The 21,866-nt window shown below is 65.3% G+C and carries 17 protein-coding genes; 5 read left to right on the forward strand and 12 right to left on the reverse strand.

Annotated features, from left to right (window positions below):
* Positions 1 to 47: 47 nt before the first annotated feature.
* Positions 48 to 1,085 carry an NAD(P)/FAD-dependent oxidoreductase gene (locus ACGYK4_RS11880; RefSeq protein WP_394456682.1) on the reverse strand — a complete coding sequence of 346 codons (1,038 nt, stop codon included), beginning with the start codon at positions 1,083 to 1,085 and terminating at the stop codon, positions 48 to 50.
* Positions 1,086 to 1,142: 57 nt separating this feature from the next.
* Between ACGYK4_RS11880 and mnmD the strand changes: the two genes are divergently transcribed.
* Together mnmD and ACGYK4_RS11890 are read left to right on the forward strand one after the other, a co-directional pair.
* Entirely contained in the window at positions 1,143 to 1,817 is a 675-nt protein-coding gene (gene mnmD / locus ACGYK4_RS11885) for a tRNA (5-methylaminomethyl-2-thiouridine)(34)-methyltransferase MnmD (protein ID WP_394456684.1), read from the forward strand.
* The gene (locus tag ACGYK4_RS11890) at positions 1,814 to 2,692 is read left to right on the forward strand and encodes a DMT family transporter (protein ID WP_394456686.1); all 879 of its coding nucleotides are present in this window, start codon (positions 1,814 to 1,816) and stop codon (positions 2,690 to 2,692) included. Before mnmD ends, ACGYK4_RS11890 begins: the two co-directional genes overlap by 4 nt.
* Here the strand turns inward: ACGYK4_RS11890 and ACGYK4_RS11895 are convergent.
* The gene (locus ACGYK4_RS11895) at positions 2,657 to 4,621 is read right to left on the reverse strand and encodes a transglycosylase SLT domain-containing protein (protein ID WP_394456688.1); all 1,965 of its coding nucleotides are present in this window, start codon (positions 4,619 to 4,621) and stop codon (positions 2,657 to 2,659) included. The two genes, ACGYK4_RS11890 and ACGYK4_RS11895, sit on opposite strands and share 36 nt — an antisense overlap.
* Before the next feature lie 125 nt (positions 4,622 to 4,746).
* Between ACGYK4_RS11895 and dapA the strand changes: the two genes are divergently transcribed.
* Positions 4,747 to 5,622: a 4-hydroxy-tetrahydrodipicolinate synthase gene (dapA, locus tag ACGYK4_RS11900; RefSeq protein WP_271692515.1), complete on the forward strand. Its 876-nt coding sequence runs from the start codon at positions 4,747 to 4,749 to the stop codon at positions 5,620 to 5,622.
* A gap of 60 nt (positions 5,623 to 5,682) precedes the next feature.
* Here the strand turns inward: dapA and ACGYK4_RS11905 are convergent, their stop codons facing one another.
* From ACGYK4_RS11905 to ACGYK4_RS11930, 6 genes are all read right to left on the reverse strand, one after another.
* The gene (locus ACGYK4_RS11905) at positions 5,683 to 6,558 is read right to left on the reverse strand and encodes a dimethyl sulfoxide reductase anchor subunit family protein (protein ID WP_394429554.1); all 876 of its coding nucleotides are present in this window, start codon (positions 6,556 to 6,558) and stop codon (positions 5,683 to 5,685) included.
* A complete protein-coding gene (locus ACGYK4_RS11910; RefSeq protein ID WP_394411054.1) occupies positions 6,558 to 7,316 on the reverse strand; it encodes a 4Fe-4S dicluster domain-containing protein in 759 nt (252 codons plus the stop codon). The genes ACGYK4_RS11905 and ACGYK4_RS11910 overlap by 1 nt, the downstream gene beginning before the upstream one ends.
* Positions 7,317 to 7,365: 49 nt before the next feature.
* The gene (locus ACGYK4_RS11915) at positions 7,366 to 10,182 is read right to left on the reverse strand and encodes a molybdopterin oxidoreductase family protein (protein WP_394456690.1); all 2,817 of its coding nucleotides are present in this window, start codon (positions 10,180 to 10,182) and stop codon (positions 7,366 to 7,368) included.
* Positions 10,179 to 11,273 (reverse strand): acetate/propionate family kinase, encoded by a 1,095-nt coding sequence (locus ACGYK4_RS11920; RefSeq protein ID WP_394456692.1) that lies wholly within the window; start codon positions 11,271 to 11,273, stop codon positions 10,179 to 10,181. Before ACGYK4_RS11920 ends, ACGYK4_RS11915 begins: the two co-directional genes overlap by 4 nt.
* A gap of 3 nt (positions 11,274 to 11,276) precedes the next feature.
* On the reverse strand, positions 11,277 to 13,052 hold the full coding sequence (gene xsc, locus ACGYK4_RS11925; RefSeq protein ID WP_394456694.1) for a sulfoacetaldehyde acetyltransferase: 1,776 nt from the start codon (positions 13,050 to 13,052) through the stop codon (positions 11,277 to 11,279).
* 96 nt (positions 13,053 to 13,148) lie between these two features.
* On the reverse strand, positions 13,149 to 14,612 hold the full coding sequence (locus tag ACGYK4_RS11930; protein ID WP_394456696.1) for a PLP-dependent aminotransferase family protein: 1,464 nt from the start codon (positions 14,610 to 14,612) through the stop codon (positions 13,149 to 13,151).
* Between the two features lie 118 nt (positions 14,613 to 14,730).
* Here ACGYK4_RS11930 and ACGYK4_RS11935 point away from each other — a divergent pair, with 118 nt between their 5' ends.
* Complete coding sequence (locus ACGYK4_RS11935) at positions 14,731 to 15,621, forward strand: BadF/BadG/BcrA/BcrD ATPase family protein (RefSeq protein ID WP_394456698.1); 891 nt, start codon at positions 14,731 to 14,733, stop codon at positions 15,619 to 15,621.
* On the forward strand, positions 15,618 to 16,748 hold the full coding sequence (gene nagA, locus ACGYK4_RS11940) for an N-acetylglucosamine-6-phosphate deacetylase (protein ID WP_394456700.1): 1,131 nt from the start codon (positions 15,618 to 15,620) through the stop codon (positions 16,746 to 16,748). Before ACGYK4_RS11935 ends, nagA begins: the two co-directional genes overlap by 4 nt.
* Here nagA and ACGYK4_RS11945 read toward each other — a convergent pair.
* The 4 genes from ACGYK4_RS11945 to ACGYK4_RS11960 form a co-directional block, all read right to left on the reverse strand.
* Positions 16,745 to 17,506, reverse strand: a complete 762-nt coding sequence (locus tag ACGYK4_RS11945) for a sulfite exporter TauE/SafE family protein (RefSeq protein ID WP_394456702.1) — start codon at positions 17,504 to 17,506, stop codon at positions 16,745 to 16,747. The two genes, nagA and ACGYK4_RS11945, sit on opposite strands and share 4 nt — an antisense overlap.
* Positions 17,507 to 17,653: 147 nt before the next feature.
* Positions 17,654 to 17,917, reverse strand: a complete 264-nt coding sequence (locus ACGYK4_RS11950) for a glycine zipper 2TM domain-containing protein (protein WP_209216644.1) — start codon at positions 17,915 to 17,917, stop codon at positions 17,654 to 17,656.
* A gap of 206 nt (positions 17,918 to 18,123) precedes the next feature.
* Complete coding sequence (locus tag ACGYK4_RS11955; protein WP_394456704.1) at positions 18,124 to 19,521, reverse strand: aspartate aminotransferase family protein; 1,398 nt, start codon at positions 19,519 to 19,521, stop codon at positions 18,124 to 18,126.
* A gap of 200 nt (positions 19,522 to 19,721) precedes the next feature.
* The gene (locus ACGYK4_RS11960; RefSeq protein WP_394429537.1) at positions 19,722 to 21,791 is read right to left on the reverse strand and encodes a DEAD/DEAH box helicase; all 2,070 of its coding nucleotides are present in this window, start codon (positions 21,789 to 21,791) and stop codon (positions 19,722 to 19,724) included.
* Positions 21,792 to 21,866 lie beyond the last annotated feature (75 nt).

The raw sequence follows: 21,866 nt of genomic DNA on the forward strand, positions 1-21,866 counted from the left end.
TGAGAGTGACAGAGAACCCCGGCCAGTGGCCGGGGTTTTTTGTTGGTCTAGAGGTTGTCCTCGACCCTGAAACCCTCGGGGATGGCATCGCGCCCTTTGAGCAGAAGATCGGCAATCACCTCTGCCACTTTGGGGGCCATGCCGAAGCCGATTTTGAAGCCGCCGTTGGCGATGTAATGCCCCGGCTTGCCCGGCCACGGCCCCAGCATTGGCGCACGGCTGCGGCTGCGCGGGCGCAGCCCGGCCCAGCGTTCGACAACCGGCGCGTCTTGCAACGCAGGCACCGCCGCGCGGGCCTTGGCGATCACCGCGTCGAGCTGTGCATCGGTGCCGTCAGGGCTGTCATATTCTCGCTCAGTGGTGCCGCCCACAGCCACCGTGCCATCTAGATGCGGGATCACATGGACCCCATCGGCAAAAAGCTGCGCCGCGCCGCCCCGGTCCAGCCGCAAGAGCGCGGCCTGCCCTTTGATGCCCGCGCCAACCAAACGCGGATGGCCCGCATTCAGCGCCTCCAGCCCCGCGACCCCAGTGGCCCAGAGGGTCAGGCCCGTATCGGGCGCCTCGGCCACGATCTCAACGCCTTTGGCCGCCAGCGCCGCGACCAGTGCCGCGCAGGCGTGGCGCGGGTGGACGAGGGCGCTTAGCGTATCGCGGATCAGCCAGCCCGTGGGGCTCTGCGGGGCCCAGTCGCTGCCCTCGGCGCGGATCAGCTCCCACCGGGCGCGGCCTTGCCAAAGTTCGGCTGCCGTGTCCTGCCGCTGCCGCGCCAGCGCGAGGGCTGCGTCATCTGCCACCGGCTGCACCCGCCCGCTGCGGATATAGCCGGGCGCGCGACCGCCCTCGGCCTCGACCTCGGCCCAGAAGGCTTCGGCGCTGAGCAAGCTCTCAAGCTGAAAGGCTTTCTTGGTGTTCCAATTCTCTGGCACATGCGGCGCCAGCGCGCCCACGATCCCGCCCGAAGCCCCCGCTGCCGGTCCTGACGGATCGACCACACGCACCACAGCCCCGCGCCGGATGCAGGCCCAAGCCACCGACAGGCCAAAAATTCCGGCCCCTCTTACGGTTACATCCACCATTGCCATTCCTCGCCAGCTTGCGCAGTGTCTGCGCGATTTCTTCCCCCTCTAGCAGGACGTGCCGTGCCAGACCAGAATGCCCAGATCACTTGGCGCGCGGGCCAAGTGCCCGTTTCGACCCAGTTCGATGATCCGTACTTCAGCTTAGAGGATGGCGCGGCAGAGACGGCCTATGTCTTTCTGGCGGGCAATGACCTGCCTGAGAGGTTCCGCTCCGGCTTTCACATCGCTGAACTTGGCTTTGGCACCGGGCTGAACCTGTTGCTGGCTTGGGATGCTTGGATGCGGGTGGGCCATGACGGGCCGCTGCATTTCACCAGTTTCGAAGCCTACCCGATGCGGCCCGAGGATATGGCGCAAGCCCATGCGGCCTTTCCCGCGCTCGACGGGCGGCGCGATGCGCTGACAGCGGCGTGGGATGGCGCGGGTGGCGTGTTGGAACTGCCCGGCTTGCGGGCCGAGATCATCATTGGGGACGCGCGCGAAACCCTGCCCGCATGGCAGGGGCAGGCCGATGCTTGGTTTCTCGATGGGTTTTCACCGGCCAAGAACCCCGAGCTTTGGGGTGATGATCTGATGGCCGAGGTGGCCCGCCATACCGCACCGGGCGGCAGTGCTGCGACCTATACCGCCGCGGGCTTCGTGCGCCGTGCGCTTGCCGCGGGCGGTTTCGAGGTTGCCCGCATCCCCGGCTATGGCCGCAAACGCCATATGACCCGCGCGCGGATGCCCGCATGAGCCAGTCCAACAACATCCCGCTCGGCATCATGCTGATGATCGCCACGACGATGGTCTTTGCCGTTCAAGACGGGCTGTCACGCCATCTGGCCGAGAACTACAATGTGCTGATGGTGGTGATGATCCGCTATTGGTTTTTCGCGGCCTTCGTGATCGCGCTGGCGCTGCGCAAGGCGGGCGGTATCCGCCGCGCCGCCGCCACGACACAGCCCGCGGTGCAAATCCTGCGGGGCGTGCTGCTCTCGGCGCAGATTTGCACGATGGTGCTGGGCTTCACCATTCTGGGGTTGGTAGAAAGCCATGCGGTCTTTACCTGTTACCCGCTTTTGGTGGCGGCGCTTTCGGGTCCGATCTTGGGTGAAAAAGTCGGCTGGCGGCGTTGGGCCGCGATTGGTGTGGGCTTTGTCGGGGTGCTGGTGATCTTGCAACCCGGGCTTCGCGTGGTGGATCCTGCCGCCGCGATCCCGCTGGCAGGGGCGGCGATGTTTGCGGTCTATGGCCTGATGACCCGCTATGTCGCGCGGCGCGACACGACGGCGACGAGTTTCTTCTGGACGGGCGTGACCGGTGCGGCGGTCATGACGGCGGTGGGCATCTGGTTTTGGGAGCCGATGACGCCGGGCAACTGGCTGTTGATGGGCACGCTTTGCATCACCGGGGTCACGGGCCATTGGCTGCTGATCCGCTGCTACGAGGTGGCCGAGGCCAGCGCGGTGCAGCCCTTCGCCTATACGCAGCTGATCTTTACCGTGATCATCGGCTTGTCGGTCTTTAACGAGGTGCTGCGCCCCAGCGTGGTGCTGGGTGCGGGCATGATCGTGGCGGCGGGGCTGTTCACCCTATGGCGCGAACGCCTTCAACGTCGACCCGGTTAACTCTTCGCTAAAGGGGATTGGCAGCGGGTCTTTTCCCAGACGCGCGCGATAGACGGGCAGGCTTTCGGTCACCCGCATGACGTAGTTCTGCGTTTCTCGAAAGGGGATCATCTCGATCCAATCGACGATGTCGATTTCGCCCTTGCGCGGGTCGCCATAGGTCGCCATCCAGCGCCGCGGGCGGCTGGGGCCCGCGTTATAGGCCGCCGACATCATGGAGACATTGCCGTCGAAAAGTCCCGCCATTTGTGACAGATAGGTCGCGCCAAGCCGCGCGTTGTAATCGGGATCGGCGGTCAGGCGGTCCGTCGTGTGTTGGCCTGAGATGCCCAGATCGCGCGCCACGTCCCGCGCCGTGGCGGGCATAATCTGCATCAAACCGCGCGCGCCGACGCCGCTTTGCACATTGGGATCAAATTCGCTTTCACGCCGCGCGATGGCGAGGGTCATCTCGGTCGCCATCGGCAGGTCTTTCTCCACCAGACTGTGCAGCGCGTAATAGGGGGCGGGCACCTCCAGTCCCCGCTGCGCGGCGCGTTTGCCGATCATCACCGCGATATGCGGCTGGCCCACGTCGATGGCGGCTTGCCCCAGCAGGGCGATGTCTTCGGGGACGAGCTGTTCGGCCAAATGGGTCCAGAACCGCTCGGCGGTGGACAGCTCGCCCGAGGCTTGCAGCAGCAACCCGGCCTCGAACAGCGGCGCACGGGCCAGCGGGGAGCTGCGCCAGTCTTGTTCAGGTGCCGCGCCTGCGAGCTTTTCGTCAAAGGGGATGCCGCCCCGTTCGGCGGCCAGCAGCCCGTAGAAGGAGGTTTGGTATTCCGCCCCCATGGCATAGGCTTTCGCCGCGCCTTCGGCATCGCCCATCGCCTCTAACGCGCGGCCTTGCCAATAGCCCGCGCGGCCTTGGCTGATGGGGGATTCCACGGCGTTGTCATGGTTCTGGAAATGGCCCAAAGCGGTGGTGGGATCGTCCAAGAACCGCAGCGCGATATAGCCGGAGAGCCATTCGAGATCGGCATAGTTCGAGCCATCGGTCAGAAAATGCTGCGACGCCAGCCGGTAGGCCCTTTGCGCATCGCCATTGCGCATTTCATCCCGCGCCAAGGCGCGGCGGCGGTTGGCCCATTTGGGGGGCTGGCCGAGGGCCTCAGCCGAGGTCGAGCGCGCCAGCATCAAATCCTTGGCATCCTCGCGCAGCCCCTTGCGGATACGCCATTCAAAGCGGTCATGCGCCAACCCCGGCGCATCGGACTTGGAGGCGGGGAGCGCGTCGATCTTGGCGTTCACGTCGCTTTCCAGCGTTTGCAGGGCGATGCGGGTTTCCGCCAGCGCCCTATCGGCGCTTGGGACCAGATCGAACATCTGCCGCGCTTCGGAATGTTCGCGCTGCCAAAGCATCTCTTCGAGCCGCGCCGCGTGATGGGGGGCCAGAAGGCTGCCATGCGCCTCGACAAATAGCGCCTGACTGGTGGCGTTCATCGGCATGGTCCGCCACGCCAGTACGAGGTTCGCCTCGGCCTCACCGCACTGCCCGCTGTTGATCAGCGCCTCGGCATGAGCCAGCACGCCGCGCGGGGTCTGCGGGGCCATCGCCGAAAAGAAATCCAGTATATCGCTTTCAGACTGTTTGATCACCGCGGCTTCGGTCTGTCTGCGCAAATACGCCTCACCGGGCCAGTCGGGCCTGCGGTTCAGGAAATCGCGAGCTTGCGTATAGGTGCCGCGCCCGGCGCGCAGCCGGTGCCATTCGATCACATCGGCGGCGACCTGCCCGTCACGGGCGGCCAGCGCCGCAGCCGCGTCCCAATTGCCGCTGCGCATCGCATCCATTGCCCAGCCCAAAGGCCGCGGGCGCTGCGCTTCCGCAGGCACGGTCAGGACAAAAACACTCATGAGGATCGCCATCAGGCGCGTCATCGCTTGCATTTCCCACGTCTCCGAGGCTAGAGCCTTGCAACATATGGCTTGGGCGCCGTTTATCAAACCGTAGCGCCCGCAAAAGCCCTCATCCAGTCCGGTTTTCCGCCGGCCAGCACTTAAGGAGCGTGCACATGTTCAAAGGCTCTCTGCCTGCCCTCGTCACGCCGTTTCGCAACGGCGCGCTGGATCTGGATACGCTTAAGAAACTTATCGAATGGCACATCGGCGAAGGGTCGAGCGGGCTCGTCCCCGTCGGCACCACCGGCGAATCCCCGACGCTGAGCCATGCCGAGCATGAGACCGTCGTCGAAGAGGTGGTCAAAGCCGTCGCGGGCCGCATCCCGGTCATCGCGGGCGCCGGGTCGAACAACACGGTCGAAAGCATCCGCCTCGCCCGTCACGCCGAAAAGGTCGGCGCGGATGCGCTGCTGGTGGTGACACCCTATTACAACAAGCCCACGCAGCGCGGGTTGGTGGCGCATTTCACCGCCGTGCATGACTGCTGTGACCTGCCGATCATCATTTACAATATCCCCGGCCGTTCGGTGGTGGATATGATGCCCGAAACGATGGGCGAACTGGCCGAGCTGCCGCGCATCGTCGGCGTCAAGGACGCCACCGGCGATCTGGCGCGCGTCTGCGATCAGCGCATTACCTGCGGCCCGGATTTCTGCCAGCTCTCGGGCGAAGATGCCACGGCGCATGGGTTCAACGCCCAAGGCGGCGTCGGCTGTATCTCGGTCACCGCTAATGTCGCGCCGCGCCTTGTGGCGCAGATGCAGGCCGCCTGTCTTGAGGGCGACTATGCCAAGGCGCTGGAATTGCAGGACCGTTTGATGCCGCTTCACAAGGCGATCTTTACCGAACCGGGGCTTGTGGGTGTGAAATACGCCATGTCGCGGCTCGACCTCTGCTCGGACGAGGTGCGTCTGCCGCTCACGGAACTGACCGACCCGACCAAGGAACTGGTCGATGCGGCCCTGCGCCATGCGGGGCTGATGAACTAAACCTAATGTAAACAGGTTGGCCGATACGAAGAGGGGGTGAAGACACCCCCTCTTTTGCGTTCAGCGTTTGCCGTAATAGAGGCCGACCACATGTTCGGCTTGGGCAAAGAACAGCCAGCGCGCGGTCAGCACCCCTGCCGCATGGCTGAGCACCGCGAGACCGGCGGCAAGGTGGTGGAACACGGGCGAGAACAACAGCAGCAGCGGCAGCAGCACCATCAGGGCAATCGCGATCACCCGCAGTTTCAGCGCATGTTTGCGCCCGATCTGATAGACGAATTCCCGCAACAGGTAGTTGGTGCCGGTATGGGGCGGCTCAAAGGCGCGGACACTGCCCTGCGGCCCCAACCGCGTCGCGCTCGCGATATCGCTGGTGGAGGCGGCAAACGCCCGATCCCCGCGCCACCATGTGGCGATCTGCACCGCCCCGGCCAGCGCCAGCAGGACCATCGCCGCCGTCACCTGCCCCGCCAGTAGGGCACCGCCCGCGATGCTGAGCGACAGGAAATTCAGCGGCGTCATCACGCTATGCCAGCGCGGCACGGTTTTCATCTGGGTATAGATCATCGCCGTGGTCAGCACCGTGAGCAGCGACAGCGCCGCACCGATTACCCCCAAGGGCCAGATCCGCGTGTCGTAAAACACCAACCCCGCGCCATAGGCGGCCATGATCAGCAAAGCGGCGACCGAGGCCCATGCCTCGCGGCTGAGCCAAGAGCTGCGCCATTGCGTGAAGGCCTTGAGCGCGCGCTCCGGGTGGCCAAGGTGGAAGGTCGATGCGATGAGTCCGCCCACGGCCAAGAGATAGGCCAGCGCGAAGAAGACGAAGGCGACCCAGCCGGTCACCGCAGGCATGCCGATGCCGAGCCATGCCAATAGACCGAACCCCATGCCCGACAGGCTGCTGAACAGAATAACGGAAGGCGCCGGATGCATCAGAGCTTCTCCAAAGTGCGGTCGAGCCAGCCGAGGAAGCCCTTCGGCCCCTCGTCCACCGGGGCGAGGAAGGGGGCGAGCACGTCGATCTCGCCCTCGGGAGGGCCAAGCGTGTCACGCGGGCGCGGCGGCAGGTATTTGTTGACCGGTTTGGTGCCCTGTTCGGGCATCAGGTCCACGCCACCACGCTCTGCCACCAACTGGCTGACCGCGCTGTCCGGATCGCCCAGATCGCCGAAATGCCGCGCGCCCGCGGGGCAGGTGCGCACGCAGGCGGGCTGGCGGTCTTCCTCGGGCAGGTTCTCGTTGTAGATCCGGTCGACGCAGAGGGTGCATTTCTTCATCACGCCGGCTGCCTGATCCATCTCGCGCGCGCCGTAGGGGCAGGCCCAAGCGCAGAGGCCGCAGCCGATGCAATCGCTTTCGTTGACCAGCACGATGCCGTCCTCGACCCGCTTGTAGCTGGCCCCCGTCGGACAGACGGTGACGCAGGGCGCGTCTTCGCAATGCAGGCAGGATTTGGGGAAATGGACCAGTTGCGCGGCGCCCGCCTCGGGCTGGACCTCGTAGCTGTGTACCCGGTTGAGGAAGGTGCCCGACGGGTCGCCGCCATAGGCGTCTTGGTCCGACAGCGGTGCGCCGTAGTTTTCGGTGTTCCAGCCCTTGCAAGAGATCACGCAGGCATGACAGCCGACGCAAGTATCAAGGTCGATCACGAGGCCGAGTTTGCGCTCGGTTTGGTCGGGAAGGGTGGTCATGGGCGGTGGTCCTGAAGGGTCGTTCTCGCGGCGCGGGGGGCGAAGGGGGTCATTTGCCCACCTTCCACGCGATGTCGCGCGGCGCGGGCGGGATAGGCGAGCGTTGCGGCGGGATCTCCGGTTGTGCCTCGGCAGGGGCCGCGGTCTTTTCGATATGGACCTTGAGGTCGAACCACGCAGCCTGTCCGGTGATCGGGTCGGAGTTGGACCAGCGCAGGCCGTCGCCCTTTGGGGGGAGAAGCTCGTGGATCAGGTGGTTCAGCAGAAAACCCTTCGTCGCTTCCGGCGCGTCGCGATCCAGCGCCCATGCGCCCTTGCGCTTGCCGATGGCATTCCATGTCCAGACGGTATGCGGGTTCAGCGCGGCCATCTCCATCACTGGCACGGTGATCCCGCCATGGGGCGAGGTCACCCGCGCCCAATCGCCGTCCTTCAGACCCTTCGCGCGCATGATCGCGGTGGGCAGGTAGAGCGGGTTGCGCCCGTGCAACTGCCGCAGCCAAGCGTTCTGGCTGCCCCATGAATGGTACATCGCCATCGGACGTTGGGTGAGGGCATGGACATCGTAGCCCTGCGTGCCCTCGGGGTCGCTTTCGTACCAATGCGGCAGCGGCGTCATGTATTGCTTGATGCGCGCGCGCAGATACTCGGGGGGCTGGCGGTCACCGTGACCCTCGGCGGCGAGCTGGAAGCGGCGCAGCGGCTCCACGTAGAGCGAGAAGAGATAGGGCTGCGGTGCGTCGTAAATCCCCATGCCCACGGCCCAGTCCTGATAGGCGGCGTTCCACGGTTTGTAGTACTGCGCCTCGGCGGGAATGTGATGGGCCGAGAAGCCGCCGTTCTCGATGTAGCGGTCGATCTGCTCGGGGTTCGGGGCGCCGCGGCCACTTTGGGTGCCGTCCTCTCCGCGGAACCCGGCCAGCGGGCCGATGCCGGGGCGGCGTTCGTGGTTGGTGATGTAATCGGCGTAGTCGCGGTACTTTTGACTGCCGTCCTCGTTCACGAACCCGGGCAGGTCCAGCCGCGCGCCAAGATCGCAGAGCACCGATTGGAAGCCTCGCACGTCGCGGTTCGGCTCAACGACCGGCCAGCGGATCGCATCGGCGGCGGCGTCGGCCTCGCTGATCGGCCGGTCCAGCAGCGAAATGCAATCGTGACGCTCCAGATAGGTCGTGTCGGGCAGGATCAGGTCGGCATAGGCCACCATCTCCGACGAATAGGCGTCGGAATAGATGATGCGCGGGATCACGTAGTCGCCGTTCTCGTCGGTGTCGGTCAGCATCTCCATCACCCCGCCGGGGTTCATGGAGGAGTTCCACGACATGTTGGCCATATAAAGAAACAGCGTGTCGATCTTGTAGGGATCGCCCGCATGGGCGTTTGAGATCACCATATGCATCAGCCCATGGGCCGACATCGGGTTTTCCCAAGTAAACGCCTTGTCGATCCGCGCGGGGCTGCCATCGGGGCACAGCGCCAGATCGTCGGGGCCTTGCACGAAACCCAGATGCGGCCCGTCGAGCGGCCCGCCGGGCGTGGCCTTGCAATGCGGTTTGGGATGCGCCGTGGCGGGCTTGGGGTAGGGCGGTTTGAACCGGAAGCCGCCGGGCACTTCCACGGTGCCGAGGATGATCTGCAGCACATGCAGCGCGCGGCAGGTCTGGAAGCCGTTGGCATGGGCCGAGATGCCGCGCATGGCGTGGAAGGACACCGGGCGGCCGGTCATCTTCTCGTGCCGCTCGCCGCGGAAATCGGTCCAAGGCTGGTCGATCTCGAAGGCCTCGTCGAAGGCTACGCGCGCCAGTTCGGCGGCGATGGCGCGGATGCGCGGCGCCGGGATGCCGCAGCGTTCGGCCACGGCCTCGGGGGTGTAGTCCTCGCCGAGGTACTCTTCGGCCATCTTGTGGAACACCGGGCGGTGCGTGATGCCGCCCGCGCGGTAGGTAGTCGAAAGGTCGGGACGCACGCCGGGTTGGTCGAAGGGGGTGAGCTTGCGGGTCTTGCGGTCGATCACCAGCGCTTTGCCGTCCGCGTCGCGCAGTTGCAGGCCGAATTCGGGCGACTTCGGGTCGCCGTTCAGCAGCACCGGCGCGTCGGTGTAGCGCGCGAGGTAGTCCAGATCGATGCGACCGGCCTTCATCAGGCAGTGGATCAGCGACAGGATGAACAGCCCGTCGGTCCCGGGCGTGATGCCGACCCAATCGTCGGCGATGGCATTGTAGCCGGTGCGAATGGGGTTCACCCCGATCACCCGCGCGCCGCGTTTCTTGAGCTTGCCCAGTCCCATCTTGATCGGGTTGCTGTCGTGATCCTCGGCCACCCCGAAGAGCATGAAAAGCTTGGTGTGGTCCCAATCAGGCTGGCCGAACTCCCAAAAGGCGCCGCCCATGGTGTAGATCCCCGCCGTCGCCATGTTGACCGAGCAGAAGCCGCCATGCGCCGCGTAATTCGGTGTGCCAAAGGCCTGCGCCCAGAGGGAGGTGAAGCTCTGCGACTGGTCGCGCCCGGTGAAGAAGGCGAGTTTCTCTGGCGCCTCATGGCGTAGCGGGGCAAGCCAGCCGGTGGCGATCTCAAGCGCCTCGGCCCAGCTGATGTCCTCGAATTCGCCCGAGCCGCGGGGGCCCACGCGTTTCATCGGGTTGCGCAGGCGTGCGGGGGAATTGTGCTGCATGATCCCCGCCGAGCCCTTGGCGCAGAGCACGCCGCGATTCACCGGGTGGTCGCGGTTGCCCTCGATATAGGCGACCTTGCCCTTCTTCATATGCACGTTGATGCCGCAGCGGCAGGCGCACATGTAGCAGGTCGTGCGGCGGACTTCGTCCGAGACCTTGGGCGACAGATCGAGCGGCGGCTGGGAATGCGTCATGAGGGGGCGGGGGCTTTCAGCAGGGCAAGCGCTTGGCGCGCGATATGTTTCTCTTCGGCGGCGGGGATGACCCACGAGGGAATATTTCCCGCCCAGCGGAGGTTTGCAAGAACCTTTTCCCTCACCTCCAAATCGTTCTCGCCAATCCCGCCGGTGAAGGCGATGCCGTCGATCCCGCCCATGGCGGCGATCATCGACCCGGCCTGACGGGTGATCCAGTAGCAAAAGTGATCGCGGGCAAAGCGGGCGCTTTCGCTATCGCTTTCCGCCAATTGCCGCATGTCGGCGGTCTGGCCCGACAGGCCGAGCAACCCGCTCTCGTGGTGCAGCAGCCTCTGCGCGGCTTCCAGTCCGAGATCGCCCACCAGATGCAACACTGCCCCTGCGTCGATTTCTCCCGCGCGGGTGCCCATCGTCAGCCCGCCCAAGGGCGAAAATCCCATAGTGGTGGCGACCGAGCGGCCCTCGCGGATCGCGCAGAGCGACGCGCCATTGCCCAGATGCAGCGCCAGCAGGCGGTCGGGCAGGGGGGCGCCGGTTTGGGCGGTGAAATTCCGCACGAGGCTTTCGTAGCTGATGCCGTGGAAACCGTAGCGGCGCAGGGCGGCGGTCTCGGGCTTCTCGGGCAGCGCGTAGCGGCGCGCCACGTCCGGGTTGGTGCGGTGAAAGCCGGTGTCGAAAGCGGCGAATTGCGGCAGCTCCGGCATCAGCGCTGCAAGGGCGTCGATGGCGCTGAGGTGATGCGGATTGTGCAGCGGGGCCAGCGGTTGCGCCGCGGCGATGGCGGCGCGCACGGCGGGGGTGACTTCCGTTGTCTCGGCCAAATCCGGGCCGCCGTGCACCACGCGATGCGCGGCGGCGCTGAGGTCAGCGGTCGCGATCCCCGTGTCACGCAGCCCCGCCAGAATGGCGGTGAAGGCGGTGCGGTGATCGGGCAGGGCAAGGGGCCGTGCCGGAGCTTTTCCCACACGCAGGGCGCCAGTCTGGCCGATGCCCTGCGCCTCAATCCGCAGGGTTTCAGACAGCCCGCCGTCAAAGACCGCCGCCTTGATCGACGACGAGCCTGCGTTGACGACGAGCACCAGCGCCATGGCTCAGACCCGTTGCGGGCGCATGTCATCCCGGCTGATCCCGGCGACGGAGACCGGTTTCTTCATCGCGTCGCGGCGGAAGGGCTCGCCCAGTTCCTGGTTGAGCAGCACTTCGATGAAAGTGGTCTTGCCGTCATTCATCTGGGCCTTGATCGCGCCGTCCAACGCCTCGGTCAGTTCCTCCATCGACGAGACCTGCACCCCCTCGACCCCGCAGGCCTTGGCGATCCCGGCGTAGGAGACCTCCTGCGCCAGTTCGGTGCCGACGAAATTGTCGTCGAACCAAAGCGTCGTGTTCCGCTTCTCGGCGCCCCATTGGTAGTTGCGGAAGATCACCATGGTCACGGCGGGCCAGTCGTCGCGGCTGACGCTGACCATTTCGTTCATCGAGATGCCAAAGGCACCATCCCCGGCAAAGCCCACCACGGGCGTGTCCGGGCAGGCGATCTTGGCGCCGCAGATCGCCGGGAAACCGTAGCCGCAGGGGCCGAAGAGGCCGGGAGCGAGGTATTTGCGACCTGCCTCAAAGGTCGGGTAGGCGTTGCCGATGGCGCAGTTGTTGCCGATGTCGGAACTGATGATCGCCTCGGTCGGGAGCGCCTTCTGGATCGCGCGCCATGCCATGCGGGGCGACATCTTCTCGGGCTCGCGGTCGCGGGCGCGTTCGTTCCATGTGGTGCCGGGATCGTCTTCCTCGTGGTCCATAGAGGTGAGTTCCTGCGCCCATGCGGATTTGGTCTGGGCAATCAGGTTGCGCCGTTCCTCGCGGCCCGCATCGCCTGCATCCTCGGTCAGCCGGTCGAAAATGCTCCGCGCCACCTTGCCCGCGTCGCCGACGATACCGACGCTGACCTTCTTGGTCAGACCAATGCGGTCGGGGTTTATGTCGACCTGAATGATCTTGGCGTCCTTGGGCCAATAGTCGATGCCATAGCCCGGCAGGGTCGAGAAGGGGTTGAGCCGCGTGCCGAGCGCCAGCACCACATCGGCCTTGGCGATCAGCTCCATCGCCGCCTTGGACCCGTTGTAGCCCAGTGGCCCGACCGAGAGCGGATGCGAGCCGGGGAAGGCGTCGTTGTGCTGGTAGCCACTGCAGACCGGGGCATCCAGCCGCTCGGCCAATTGCCGCGCGTCGTCGATGGCCCCGCCGATCACCACGCCCGCGCCGTTGAGGATCACCGGGAATTTCGCTTTCGAGAGCAGTTCCGCCGCCTCGGCGATGGCGGTCTCCCCGCCCGAGGGGCGCTCGAATTCGACGATGGCGGGAAGATCGATGTCGATCACCTGCGTCCAGAAATCGCGGGGGATGTTAATCTGGGCGGGGGCGGAGTGGCGCTTGGCCTGCAGGATCACGCGGTTCAGCGTCTCGGCGATGCGGCTGGGGTCGCGGACCTCCTCCTGATAGGCGACCATATCGCGGAAAAGCGCCATCTGCTCGACCTCCTGAAAGCCGCCCTGACCGATGGTCTTGTTCGCCGCCTGCGGGGTCACCAGCAAAAGCGGCGTGTGGTTCCAGTAGGCGGTTTTCACCGGCGTCACGAAATTGGTGATGCCCGGCCCGTTTTGCGCCACCATCATCGACATCCGCCCCGAGGCGCGGGTGAAGCCATCGGCCATCATGCCCGAATTGCACTCATGCGCGCCGTCAAAAAAGGTGATCCCGGCGGCTGGGAAGAGGTCGGAAATCGGCATCATGGCCGAGCCGATAATGCCAAAGGCCGTGTCGATCCCATGCATCTGAAGGGTTTTGACGAAGGCTTCCTCGGTGGTCATTTTCATCGCGCGATCCTTTGGGCATGGGGCAAAGCTATCGGCAAATTACGGGCAGGTGCAGGTCGGGGTTAGGGCCAGAATTGCGCCAGCCTTAAGGCCAAATCAGCGCAGGCGGTCAATCTCTTGCGCGATCAGCCCGACGCCCTCTTCGATCCGCGCGGCGGGGATCGAAGAATAGGCCAGCCGGTAGTAATTCGTGGCCTTTTCAGCCCCGGCGAAAAAGGCATGTCCCGGCTCCAGCAGCACATCCTGCGCGCGCAGGTTTTCGGCCAGTTCCGCCGTGTCCACGCCTTCTGGTGCGCGCATCCAGAAGGACGAGCCGCCATAGGCCCCCCGGCCCGACACGCGCAGACTATGCGTCTCTAGCGCCGCGTCCATGACCCGGCGGCGTTCGTGCAGCGCCAGCCCCATGCGGCGGATCTGGGCGTCATAATGGCCAAGCGACAGGAAATAGGCGGCGGTGCGCTGGATATGCCCCGGCGGGTGCCGCAGGACCGAGGCGCGCAGCGCGCGGGCCTCCCGGATGAAGGGTTCGGACCCCACCAGATACCCCAGCCGCAGCCCCGGAAAGAGCGATTTGGAAAAGCTGCCGACATAGATCACCCGCCCCTCGTCATCGAGCGATTTAAGCGCGGGCGAGGCGGGTTTGAGAAAGGACATCTCGAACTCATAGTCGTCCTCGATGATCAGCGCCTCCAGCGCGCGGGCGCGCGCCAAGAGCGCGCGGCGGCGGTCCATCGGCATTGTGGCGTTGGTCGGGCATTGGTGGCTTGGGGTCGCGAAAATCACATCCGTATCGGGGGGGATCGCCTCGGGCGGGAGGCCGTCTTGATCCACGCGCACGGGCGTGATGTGGCAGCGGGATTGGCTGAGAATGCCGCTAAGTGCCGGATAGCACGGGTCTTCGAGCACGGCGCGGCGGCGTTGGGTCAGCAGCACTTGCGCGGTCAGCCAAAGCGCGTTTTGCGCGCCGAGGGTGATAAGGATCTGCTCGGGCCGGGCCGAGACGCCGCGCCGGGGCAGGATGTGGCGGGCAATGAACTCGATCAGTTGCGGGTCGTCCTGATCGTAGTAATCGGTCGTCATTGAGGTGAAATCGCGCTGGCCGAGAGCTTGCAAGGCGCAAAGCCGCCAGTTGGCGTGATCAAAGAGCGTCGGGTCGGCTTGGCCATAGATGAACGGGTAGCGGTAGCTGGCCCAATCCTGCGGTTTGGCGGCCAGCCCATTGGCGCTGAACCGCTGCCCGATGGCACGGGTCCAGTCGATGGCGTCATCCGCCTCGGCCCGGGGGGCGAAAGCGGGCGGGGCGGGCGCGTTGTCCGAGACGAAATACCCCGACCGCCCGCGCGAGGTGAGGTAATCATTCGCCAAAAGCTCGGTATAGGCGATGGTCACGGTGATCCGGCTGACGCCGAGATGCGCGGCGAGTCTGCGGGTCGAGGGCAGCTTCTCCCCCCGCTGGAACCGGCCCGAGAGGATGCCTTGGGCGATCATCTGCTGGATCTGCTGTTGCAGGGTGCCTTGCGCATCGGGGCGCAGGAAAAAGGTTTCGACGGGCAGGGCCATGGGGCGAAGGTTAGGCTGGCCCTAGGGGGAGTTCAATCTGGCATTACGGCTGGCCGAATTTATCCTCGGGGCCGCGCCCGCACTTCCGTTCGCCCGGCCCCTCGCCTAGAACGATCGCATGAGCATTCCCGCCCCTCTCTTGATCGCCGTGGACGGCGGTGGAACCGGCTGCCGTGCGGCCATTGGCGCGCAGCGTGATGGCATCCTTGGCCGGGCCGCTGGCGGGCGGGCCAATATCGGCAATGACCCGGACCAGACACTTGTGAATATCCGCGCCACGGTCGAAGCGGCGGCGGCCTCGGCTGGGCTGCCGGCCGCGGCGCTTGCCGGTGCCACTGCCTTTCTCGGCCTCGCCGGGATGAACGTCGTCCGCGACGCAGCGCGGCTGCGCGCGGCGCTGCCCTATGGCCGGATCATCGCGGAGGATGACCGCCCCGCCTGCGTGGTCGGCGCGCTTGGCGAAGGCGCGACGGGCTGGGTCTTGGCCATCGGCACCGGCACGATCGTGGCCGCGACCGATGGCACGGCGTTTCGCTATGTCGGCAGCTGGGGGTTTCACTTGGCGGATCAGGGATCGGGCGCTTGGCTGGGCCGCGGCGCGCTGGATCTGGCGTTGCAATGTCATGATGGGGTGTTGCCCCAGAGCGACCTGACCCGCGCTTTGTTGGCGGATTTCGCAGATGATCCTGAGGCTTTCGTGGCCTTCAGCCTGACGGCGCAGCCGGGGGATTACGCGGCATTCGCGCCCAAGGTTATCGCGGCGGCTGAGGCCGGGGACGATCACGCGCAGGCGTTGATGCGGGAGGGTGCCGCCTATTACACCCGCGCGTTGAAGGCGCTGGATTTCGCACCCGGTGATCCGCTTTGCCTGCTGGGCGGGATCGGCCCGCATTACGCGCCCTTCCTGCCGGAGGATCATCTCACGGGGCAGATCGCAGCGCGGGGCACGGCGCTGGACGGGGCGTTTCATCTGGTCTGCAAAGCCGCAGCGGGGGAGGTTCTGCCATGAAGGAGATCGCGAGGGTTTTCACCGGGGCGCAGATTCACGATGGCAAGCGACTGCATCATGGCAAGGTGTTGGCGCAGATGCAGGACGGCAGCCGCCGCATCCTCACCGCCGAAGAGGTGCCGCAGGGCATCGTGGCGGAGCCTATGGCGGGCGGCGCGCTCTGCCCAGGTTTCGTCGATCTTCAGGTCAACGGTGGCGGAGGGGTGATGTTCAACGACAGCCCCGATGTGGCGACCCTGCGGCGCATGGCTGAGGCGCATCGCAGCACCGGTGTCGCGGCGCTGCTGCCCACATTGATCACCGACACGCCCGAGAAGACCGAAGCCGCCATCGAGGCCGCTGTCGACGCCATCGCCGAAGGGGTGCCGGGCATCATCGGGCTGCATCTGGAAGGCCCGCATCTGGCGCTTTCGCGCAAGGGCGCGCATGACGGGGCGCTGATCCGCCCAATGCGTGAGGCCGACCTCGCCCTGATCCTAAGCGCCGCCGCGCGTCTGCCGAATCTCATGGTCACCGTCGCGCCAGAGAACACCAGCACCGCGCAGATCGCCGCGATGGCCGAGGCGGGGGGCGTGGTCTCGCTCGGCCATAGCGATGCGGATTACGAGACCTGTATGGCGGCCTTCGACGCGGGCGCGTCCTGCGTCACCCATTTGTTCAACGCGATGAGCCAGATGGGCAACCGCGCGCCGGGGCTGGTCGGGGCGGCGCTGTCTCGAGAGGGGGTGCATGCCGGGCTGATTGCCGACGGCATCCATGTGCATCCGGCGTCCATGCGCAACGCGCTGGCGGCCAAGGGCGACGGTATTTTCCTTGTCAGCGATGCCATGGCGACGGCGGGGTCGGATATCACGGGCTTCACCCTCAATGGGCGGGAGGTCTATCGCGCCGAGGGGCGGTTGACCTTGGCGGATGGCACGCTGGCGGGGGCGGATCTGGAAATGGGCCGCGCGGTGCATACGCTGACCCATGCGGTGGGGGAGCCGCTGGAGGTGGCACTCGCGCGGGCGATCTCGGGGCCGGTTGCGCTATTGCGCGATGACATGGGCTTGGGCCGGATCGAAAGCGCGGACCAGCCCTTGGTGCTTTTCGATCCCGAAACCGGCGCGGCGCGGGTGTTGGGTTAGCCCGCGAAAAGCCGCCAGAAGAAAACCGCGCTCATACCGAAACCGATGGCGGCGATCAGCCAGCGTACGGTCTCTTTCGGCAAGGCTCGCGCCAAGGGCGCCCCGGCATAGCCGCCCGCCGTGGCCGCCAGCATCATCAGCAGCGCCTGCGGCCATGCAACCAGACCGGCCAAGGCAAAGACCGCCACGGAAATCGAGGAGAGCACGAAGCTCAGCCCGGTCTTGAGGCCGTTCATCCCGTGCAGATCGGTCATTCCCCAAAGCGCGAAAAGGGCCAGCAGAACGATGCCCAAGCCCCCGTTGAAATAGCCGCCATAGACACTGACCGAAAAGAGGCCGAGCGCGCCTTGGGGCGTCACGGCGCGGGCATGGGCGGCGGCGAAGGCGCGGATGCGGTCGCCCAGCAGAAACACCAGCGTCGCCGCGAGCAGTAGGAAAGGCACGACGACGGAAAAGGCCGCGTTGGAAGAGATCAGAAGCAAGCCCGAACCGACCACACCGCCCGCCAGCGTGATAAGGCACAGCCGCAGCAAGGCGCGGCGGTCGAAGCGGCCAAGCTCGTTGCGAAAGCCAAGAGCGCCTGCAAGGTAGCCCGGAAACACCGCCACGGCGCTGGTCGCATTGGCGGCCACGGGGGGCATGCCGGTAAAGACCAGCGCAGGAAAGGTCAGAAAGGTGCCGCCCCCGGCGATGGTGTTCAACACCCCCGCGCCGAAGGCCGCGATCAGCAAGATCGCGATATCGCTTATTGTGGTCATGGTTCCTCCCCGCGCCCTTGGGGCGCTTGCCCCCTGTTAAGATCAAATCAAGCTGGTGCCAAGGTGAGGGGAGAGAGGCGGCAACGAAAAAGGGCTCCGACCGATGGTCGAAGCCCCGATGACGCGAAATCGCGCGATGTCAGCCGTTTATGGGCAAGCTGCGACGTAGCGCTGGCCGTTGGCGTTCTGGTACACGCATTTGCCGGACTGGGTCTGGCCGATGTAGTTGCCAGCCGCCGCACCAGCGAGACCGCCGATGATCGCGCCTTGAACCTTGTCGTCACCGCCTGAAACGGCAGCACCGGTGGCAGCACCGAGAGCCGCGCCAGTCAGAGCACCTTGGTTGGAGGTGGTGCCGTCACAAGCGGCGAGGCCGGCGATCATCGGAATTGCGATAAGAAACTTCTTCATGTCTTTCTCCCAGTTTACTCATTTGCCAACGCGGGGGATTGGAAGAGGTTCCCACGAAGGCGTTACATTTTCAGAAAAATCCCGCGGATTTCGATCTGCGGCGATCTTTCGGTGCGATGTCATGTTCGGGCAAGACAGGGGTTTAGATAGACGAAGGCGGCACCGGGTCAACCGATGCCGCCTGTCGCATGCCGCAAGACGCGGTTTTACGCCGAAGTGAAGACCCGGCCCAAGGCACCATCGACTGCTGTGATGATCTCATCAATATCATCGCGGGTGGCGATCAGCGCGGGCGAGAAACACAGCGTGTTGTTCTTGCCGGGCAGGGATCGGTTGGTGGCGCCGATGATCACCCCTTGGGCCATGCAATCGCCCACCACGGCCTGAATGCGCTTTTCCTCGACGGGGGCGCGGCTGTCGCGGTCCGTCACCAGTTCGGCCCCCAGAAACAGCCCTTTGCCGCGCACGTCGCCGATGACCTTGTGCTTGTCGGCCAGCGCGTGAAGCTGCTCCAGCATGTAGTAGCCCATGTTGGTGGTGTTCTCCAACAGGTTCTCACGCTCAATGATGTTCATGTTTTCGATGCCCGCCGTCGGCCCTGCGGTGCAGCCGCCAAAGGTCGAGATGTCGCGGAAATAGTTCAGCGGATCGCTGGCATCGTCCTTGAACATGTCAAAGACCGCATCGGTCGTGACCAGACAGGCGATTGCGGCATAGCCGGAGGCGACGCCCTTGGCCATGGTCACCATGTCGGGCTGGATGCCGTAGTGCTGATAGCCGAACCATGTGCCGGTGCGGCCCACGCCGCAAACGACCTCATCGATGTGCAGCAGGATGTCGTATTTGCGGCAAATCTCTTGCACGCGCTCCCAATAGCCCTCGGGCGGGCAGATCACGCCGCCGCCCGCTGTGACCGGTTCGAGGCAGAGCGCGCCCACGGTTTCGGGGCCTTCGGCGAGGATCACCTTTTCGATCTGATCGGCGGCCCAGACACCGTAGTTTTCCTGCGGCGCGCCGTCCTGTTCAAAGCTGCGGTATTCAAGGCAATGCGGCACCCGCACGAAACCCGGTGCGAAGGGGCCGTATTGCGCGTTGCGCTCGTCCTGACCGCCTGCCGAGAGACAGCCAAGCGTGGTGCCATGGTAGTCGCGGTCGCGGTAGAGGATCTTGTGCTTCTTGCCGCCGTAGCGCTTGTGCGCGATCTGGCGGACCATTTTGAAGGCTTTCTCATTCGCCTCGGAGCCGGAGTTGCAATAGTAGACGCGGTCGAGCCCCGGCATCTTGTCGAGCAATTTCTCGGCGAAATGGGAGCCGGGGATCGAGCCTGCGGAACCGGCAAAATAGTTCAGCTTGATCAGTTGGTCGCGCACCGCATTGGCGATGCTTTCGCGGCCATAGCCAACGTTCACCGTCCAGACCCCGCCCGAGACAGCGTCGAGGTGTTCTTTGCCCTTTTGGTCCCAGACCCGGATTCCCTTGCCTTCGACGATGATGCGGGGGTCGGTGGTTTCATAGGGTTTGTGCTGGCTTAGGTGGTGCCAGATATGCGCGCGGTCGGCTTCGACAACGCGGGAGATGTCGTTCTCGTTGAAATTTCCGTCCATGGGGCAAACCTTTCTTTACGGGTGGGCGAGCCCACGAATGAAGCCCGCGCAAAGGCGGGGTAAACTGTTCCAAGAACACCGCGAATAGGCACGATCCAGTAGTGCCAGTTTATCCCCTTCGGTGAGGCCAGAGGGGGCGATTTCTTTAAAGAAATGGCGCCGGATGCAAAAACGCCGGGGTGAGGCCCCGGCGTTTGGTCTTACTTCGATTTCGGGCCGCCCTTGCCGCCCTGTTTGCCGATCTTATTCGGTGGGGTGAAGCGTTTGGACGGGTCGGAGGCCCGTTTATAGGACTTCTCTCCGCCCGGCGTGGTGGCCGAGGTGGTCGGTTTGCCTTTGCCCTTGCGCGGGGCGTCGCCCGCGGGCTTTTCCTTTTTCCAAACGGCCTTTGCCTTGGGCTTGCCGCTCGTGTCGCCGCCCGATTTGGGCTTGGGCGTCGCGCCGGGTTTCATTGGGCTACGCTCGGTCTTATGCGACTTCGGCGGGCGCTCGCCCTTGGGCGCGCGGGGTTTGTCGAATTTCGGCTTGTCGAAAGACGCAGCACCGGGGCCGTCGCTGGATTTCGCGCGGGGTTTGCGCGGGGCGGGGGCGGCATCCGGGTCATAATCGCCGCGCGGTTTGCGGGGGCCGCGGTCGCCTTTGAAACCGCCGGGTTTCGGGCCACGTTTGCCGCCGGGCTTGGGGCCGCGCGGCAGATCGGGCGCTTTGTCCAGCTTGGTCAGCACCACGCCGTCTTCCAGTTTCATGTCGCCGCCGAGCGTGTCGAGCAGACCGGGCACCGAGGCTTCGGCCACCTCCACGAAACTATGGCTGTCTTGCACGCGAATCGCGCCGATGTCGTCCTTGGTCAGGTCGCCGCGGCGGCAGAGCATCGGCAGCAACATGCGCGGCTCGGCCCCGTCTTTGCGCCCGGTGGAGACCGAGAACCAGACCGATGGGCCAAAGTCGCGGCGCGGCTTGTCCTCGCCCGGCGCGCCGGGGTCGCTCAGCTCTTCCGGGGCGGACTGGCGCTTGCGGTAGAGGTTGACGAAAGCGGTGGCCAATTGCTCGGCGCTGAATTTCTCGACCAGCGAGGTGACGAATTCCGCCGCATCCTCGGGCGCAGGCTCCACCCACGCGGAATCGGCCAGCAGGCGGGCTTCGTCAGCGGCGTTGACCTCGGCGGCGGAGGGCGGCGCGGCCCATTCCACTTTCAGCTTGGCCCAGCCCAGAAGCCGGTTCGCCTTACTGCGCATCTTGGGCGGTACGATCAGGGCAGAAACACCTTTGCGTCCGGCGCGGCCTGTCCGGCCCGAGCGGTGCAGCAACGTGTCGGAATTGCTGGGCAGGTCGGCGTGGATCACCAGTTCGAGGTTCGGCAGGTCGATGCCGCGCGCGGCGACGTCGGTCGCAATACAAACGCGCGCACGCCCATCGCGCAGGGCTTGCAATGCGTTGGTGCGCTCGGACTGCGTCAACTCACCCGACAGCGCCACGACCGAAAAGCCGCGGTTGGTGAAGCGGGTGGTCAGACGCGCCACGGCGGCACGGGTGTTACAGAAGACGATGGCGTTCTTGGCTTCATAGAAGCGCAGCACGTTGATGATCGCGTTCTCGGTGTCGCGCGGGTGGACGTTCAGCGCGCGATACTCGATATCGCTGTGCTGCTTGGCTTCGCCCACAGTGGTGATGCGCTGCGCATCGCGCTGGTAGGATTGCGCCAGTTTGGCAATCGCCGCAGGTACGGTGGCCGAGAACAGCAGCGTGCGGCGCCCTTCGGGGGATTCCGACAGGATGAACTCAAGGTCTTCGCGGAAGCCGAGGTCAAGCATCTCATCCGCTTCGTCCAGCACCACGGCGCGAATCGCGTCGAGGTTGATGTTGTTGCGTTTGATGTGGTCGCAGAGGCGACCCGGCGTGGCGACGACGATATGCGCGCCCCGGTCCAGCGCGCGACGCTCGGTCCGGGTGTCCATGCCGCCGACGCAGGTGGTGACGATGGCACCGGCCTTGCCATAGAGCCAGGTCAGCTCGCGGCTGACCTGCATGGCCAACTCGCGCGTCGGTGCGATGATCAGCGCCAGCGGAGCGCCCGCTTGGCCGAAATGCGTGTCCTCGCCCAGAAGCGTCGGCGCGATGGCAAGGCCGAAGCCCACCGTTTTGCCCGACCCGGTTTGGGCCGAAACCAGAAGGTCTTGATCGTTCAGCGCAGGGTCTGTGACGGCCTCCTGTACGGCGGTAAGTGTTTCATAACCCTGTTGGGCAAGGGCATCGGCAATAGTCTGGATCACGAAGGCTGTCCTGTCTTGAACGTTGTGCGGGGGGCGGGCACGTGGGGTGCTACCAGCCACGGCAAAGGAATCCGA

The organism is Sulfitobacter sp. 1A13368 (assembly GCF_043557275.1).
Taxonomy (GTDB): Bacteria; Pseudomonadota; Alphaproteobacteria; order Rhodobacterales; family Rhodobacteraceae; genus Sulfitobacter; species Sulfitobacter faviae.

What these genes read in the sequence shown, in the direction of transcription:
- ACGYK4_RS11880 (WP_394456682.1), bottom strand. Translation starts at nt 1,085, where the DNA reads ATGGCAATGGTGGATGTAACCGTAAGAGGGGCCGGAATTTTTGGCCTG.
- ACGYK4_RS11890 (WP_394456686.1), top strand. Translation starts at nt 1,814, where the DNA reads ATGAGCCAGTCCAACAACATCCCGCTCGGCATCATGCTGATGATCGCC.
- ACGYK4_RS11895 (WP_394456688.1), bottom strand. Translation starts at nt 4,621, where the DNA reads ATGCAAGCGATGACGCGCCTGATGGCGATCCTCATGAGTGTTTTTGTC.
- dapA (WP_271692515.1), top strand. Translation starts at nt 4,747, where the DNA reads ATGTTCAAAGGCTCTCTGCCTGCCCTCGTCACGCCGTTTCGCAACGGC.
- ACGYK4_RS11905 (WP_394429554.1), bottom strand. Translation starts at nt 6,558, where the DNA reads ATGCATCCGGCGCCTTCCGTTATTCTGTTCAGCAGCCTGTCGGGCATG.
- ACGYK4_RS11910 (WP_394411054.1), bottom strand. Translation starts at nt 7,316, where the DNA reads ATGACCACCCTTCCCGACCAAACCGAGCGCAAACTCGGCCTCGTGATC.
- ACGYK4_RS11915 (WP_394456690.1), bottom strand. Translation starts at nt 10,182, where the DNA reads ATGACGCATTCCCAGCCGCCGCTCGATCTGTCGCCCAAGGTCTCGGAC.
- ACGYK4_RS11920 (WP_394456692.1), bottom strand. Translation starts at nt 11,273, where the DNA reads ATGGCGCTGGTGCTCGTCGTCAACGCAGGCTCGTCGTCGATCAAGGCG.
- xsc (WP_394456694.1), bottom strand. Translation starts at nt 13,052, where the DNA reads ATGAAAATGACCACCGAGGAAGCCTTCGTCAAAACCCTTCAGATGCAT.
- ACGYK4_RS11930 (WP_394456696.1), bottom strand. Translation starts at nt 14,612, where the DNA reads ATGGCCCTGCCCGTCGAAACCTTTTTCCTGCGCCCCGATGCGCAAGGC.
- ACGYK4_RS11935 (WP_394456698.1), top strand. Translation starts at nt 14,731, where the DNA reads ATGAGCATTCCCGCCCCTCTCTTGATCGCCGTGGACGGCGGTGGAACC.
- nagA (WP_394456700.1), top strand. Translation starts at nt 15,618, where the DNA reads ATGAAGGAGATCGCGAGGGTTTTCACCGGGGCGCAGATTCACGATGGC.
- ACGYK4_RS11945 (WP_394456702.1), bottom strand. Translation starts at nt 17,506, where the DNA reads ATGACCACAATAAGCGATATCGCGATCTTGCTGATCGCGGCCTTCGGC.
- ACGYK4_RS11950 (WP_209216644.1), bottom strand. Translation starts at nt 17,917, where the DNA reads ATGAAGAAGTTTCTTATCGCAATTCCGATGATCGCCGGCCTCGCCGCT.
- ACGYK4_RS11955 (WP_394456704.1), bottom strand. Translation starts at nt 19,521, where the DNA reads ATGGACGGAAATTTCAACGAGAACGACATCTCCCGCGTTGTCGAAGCC.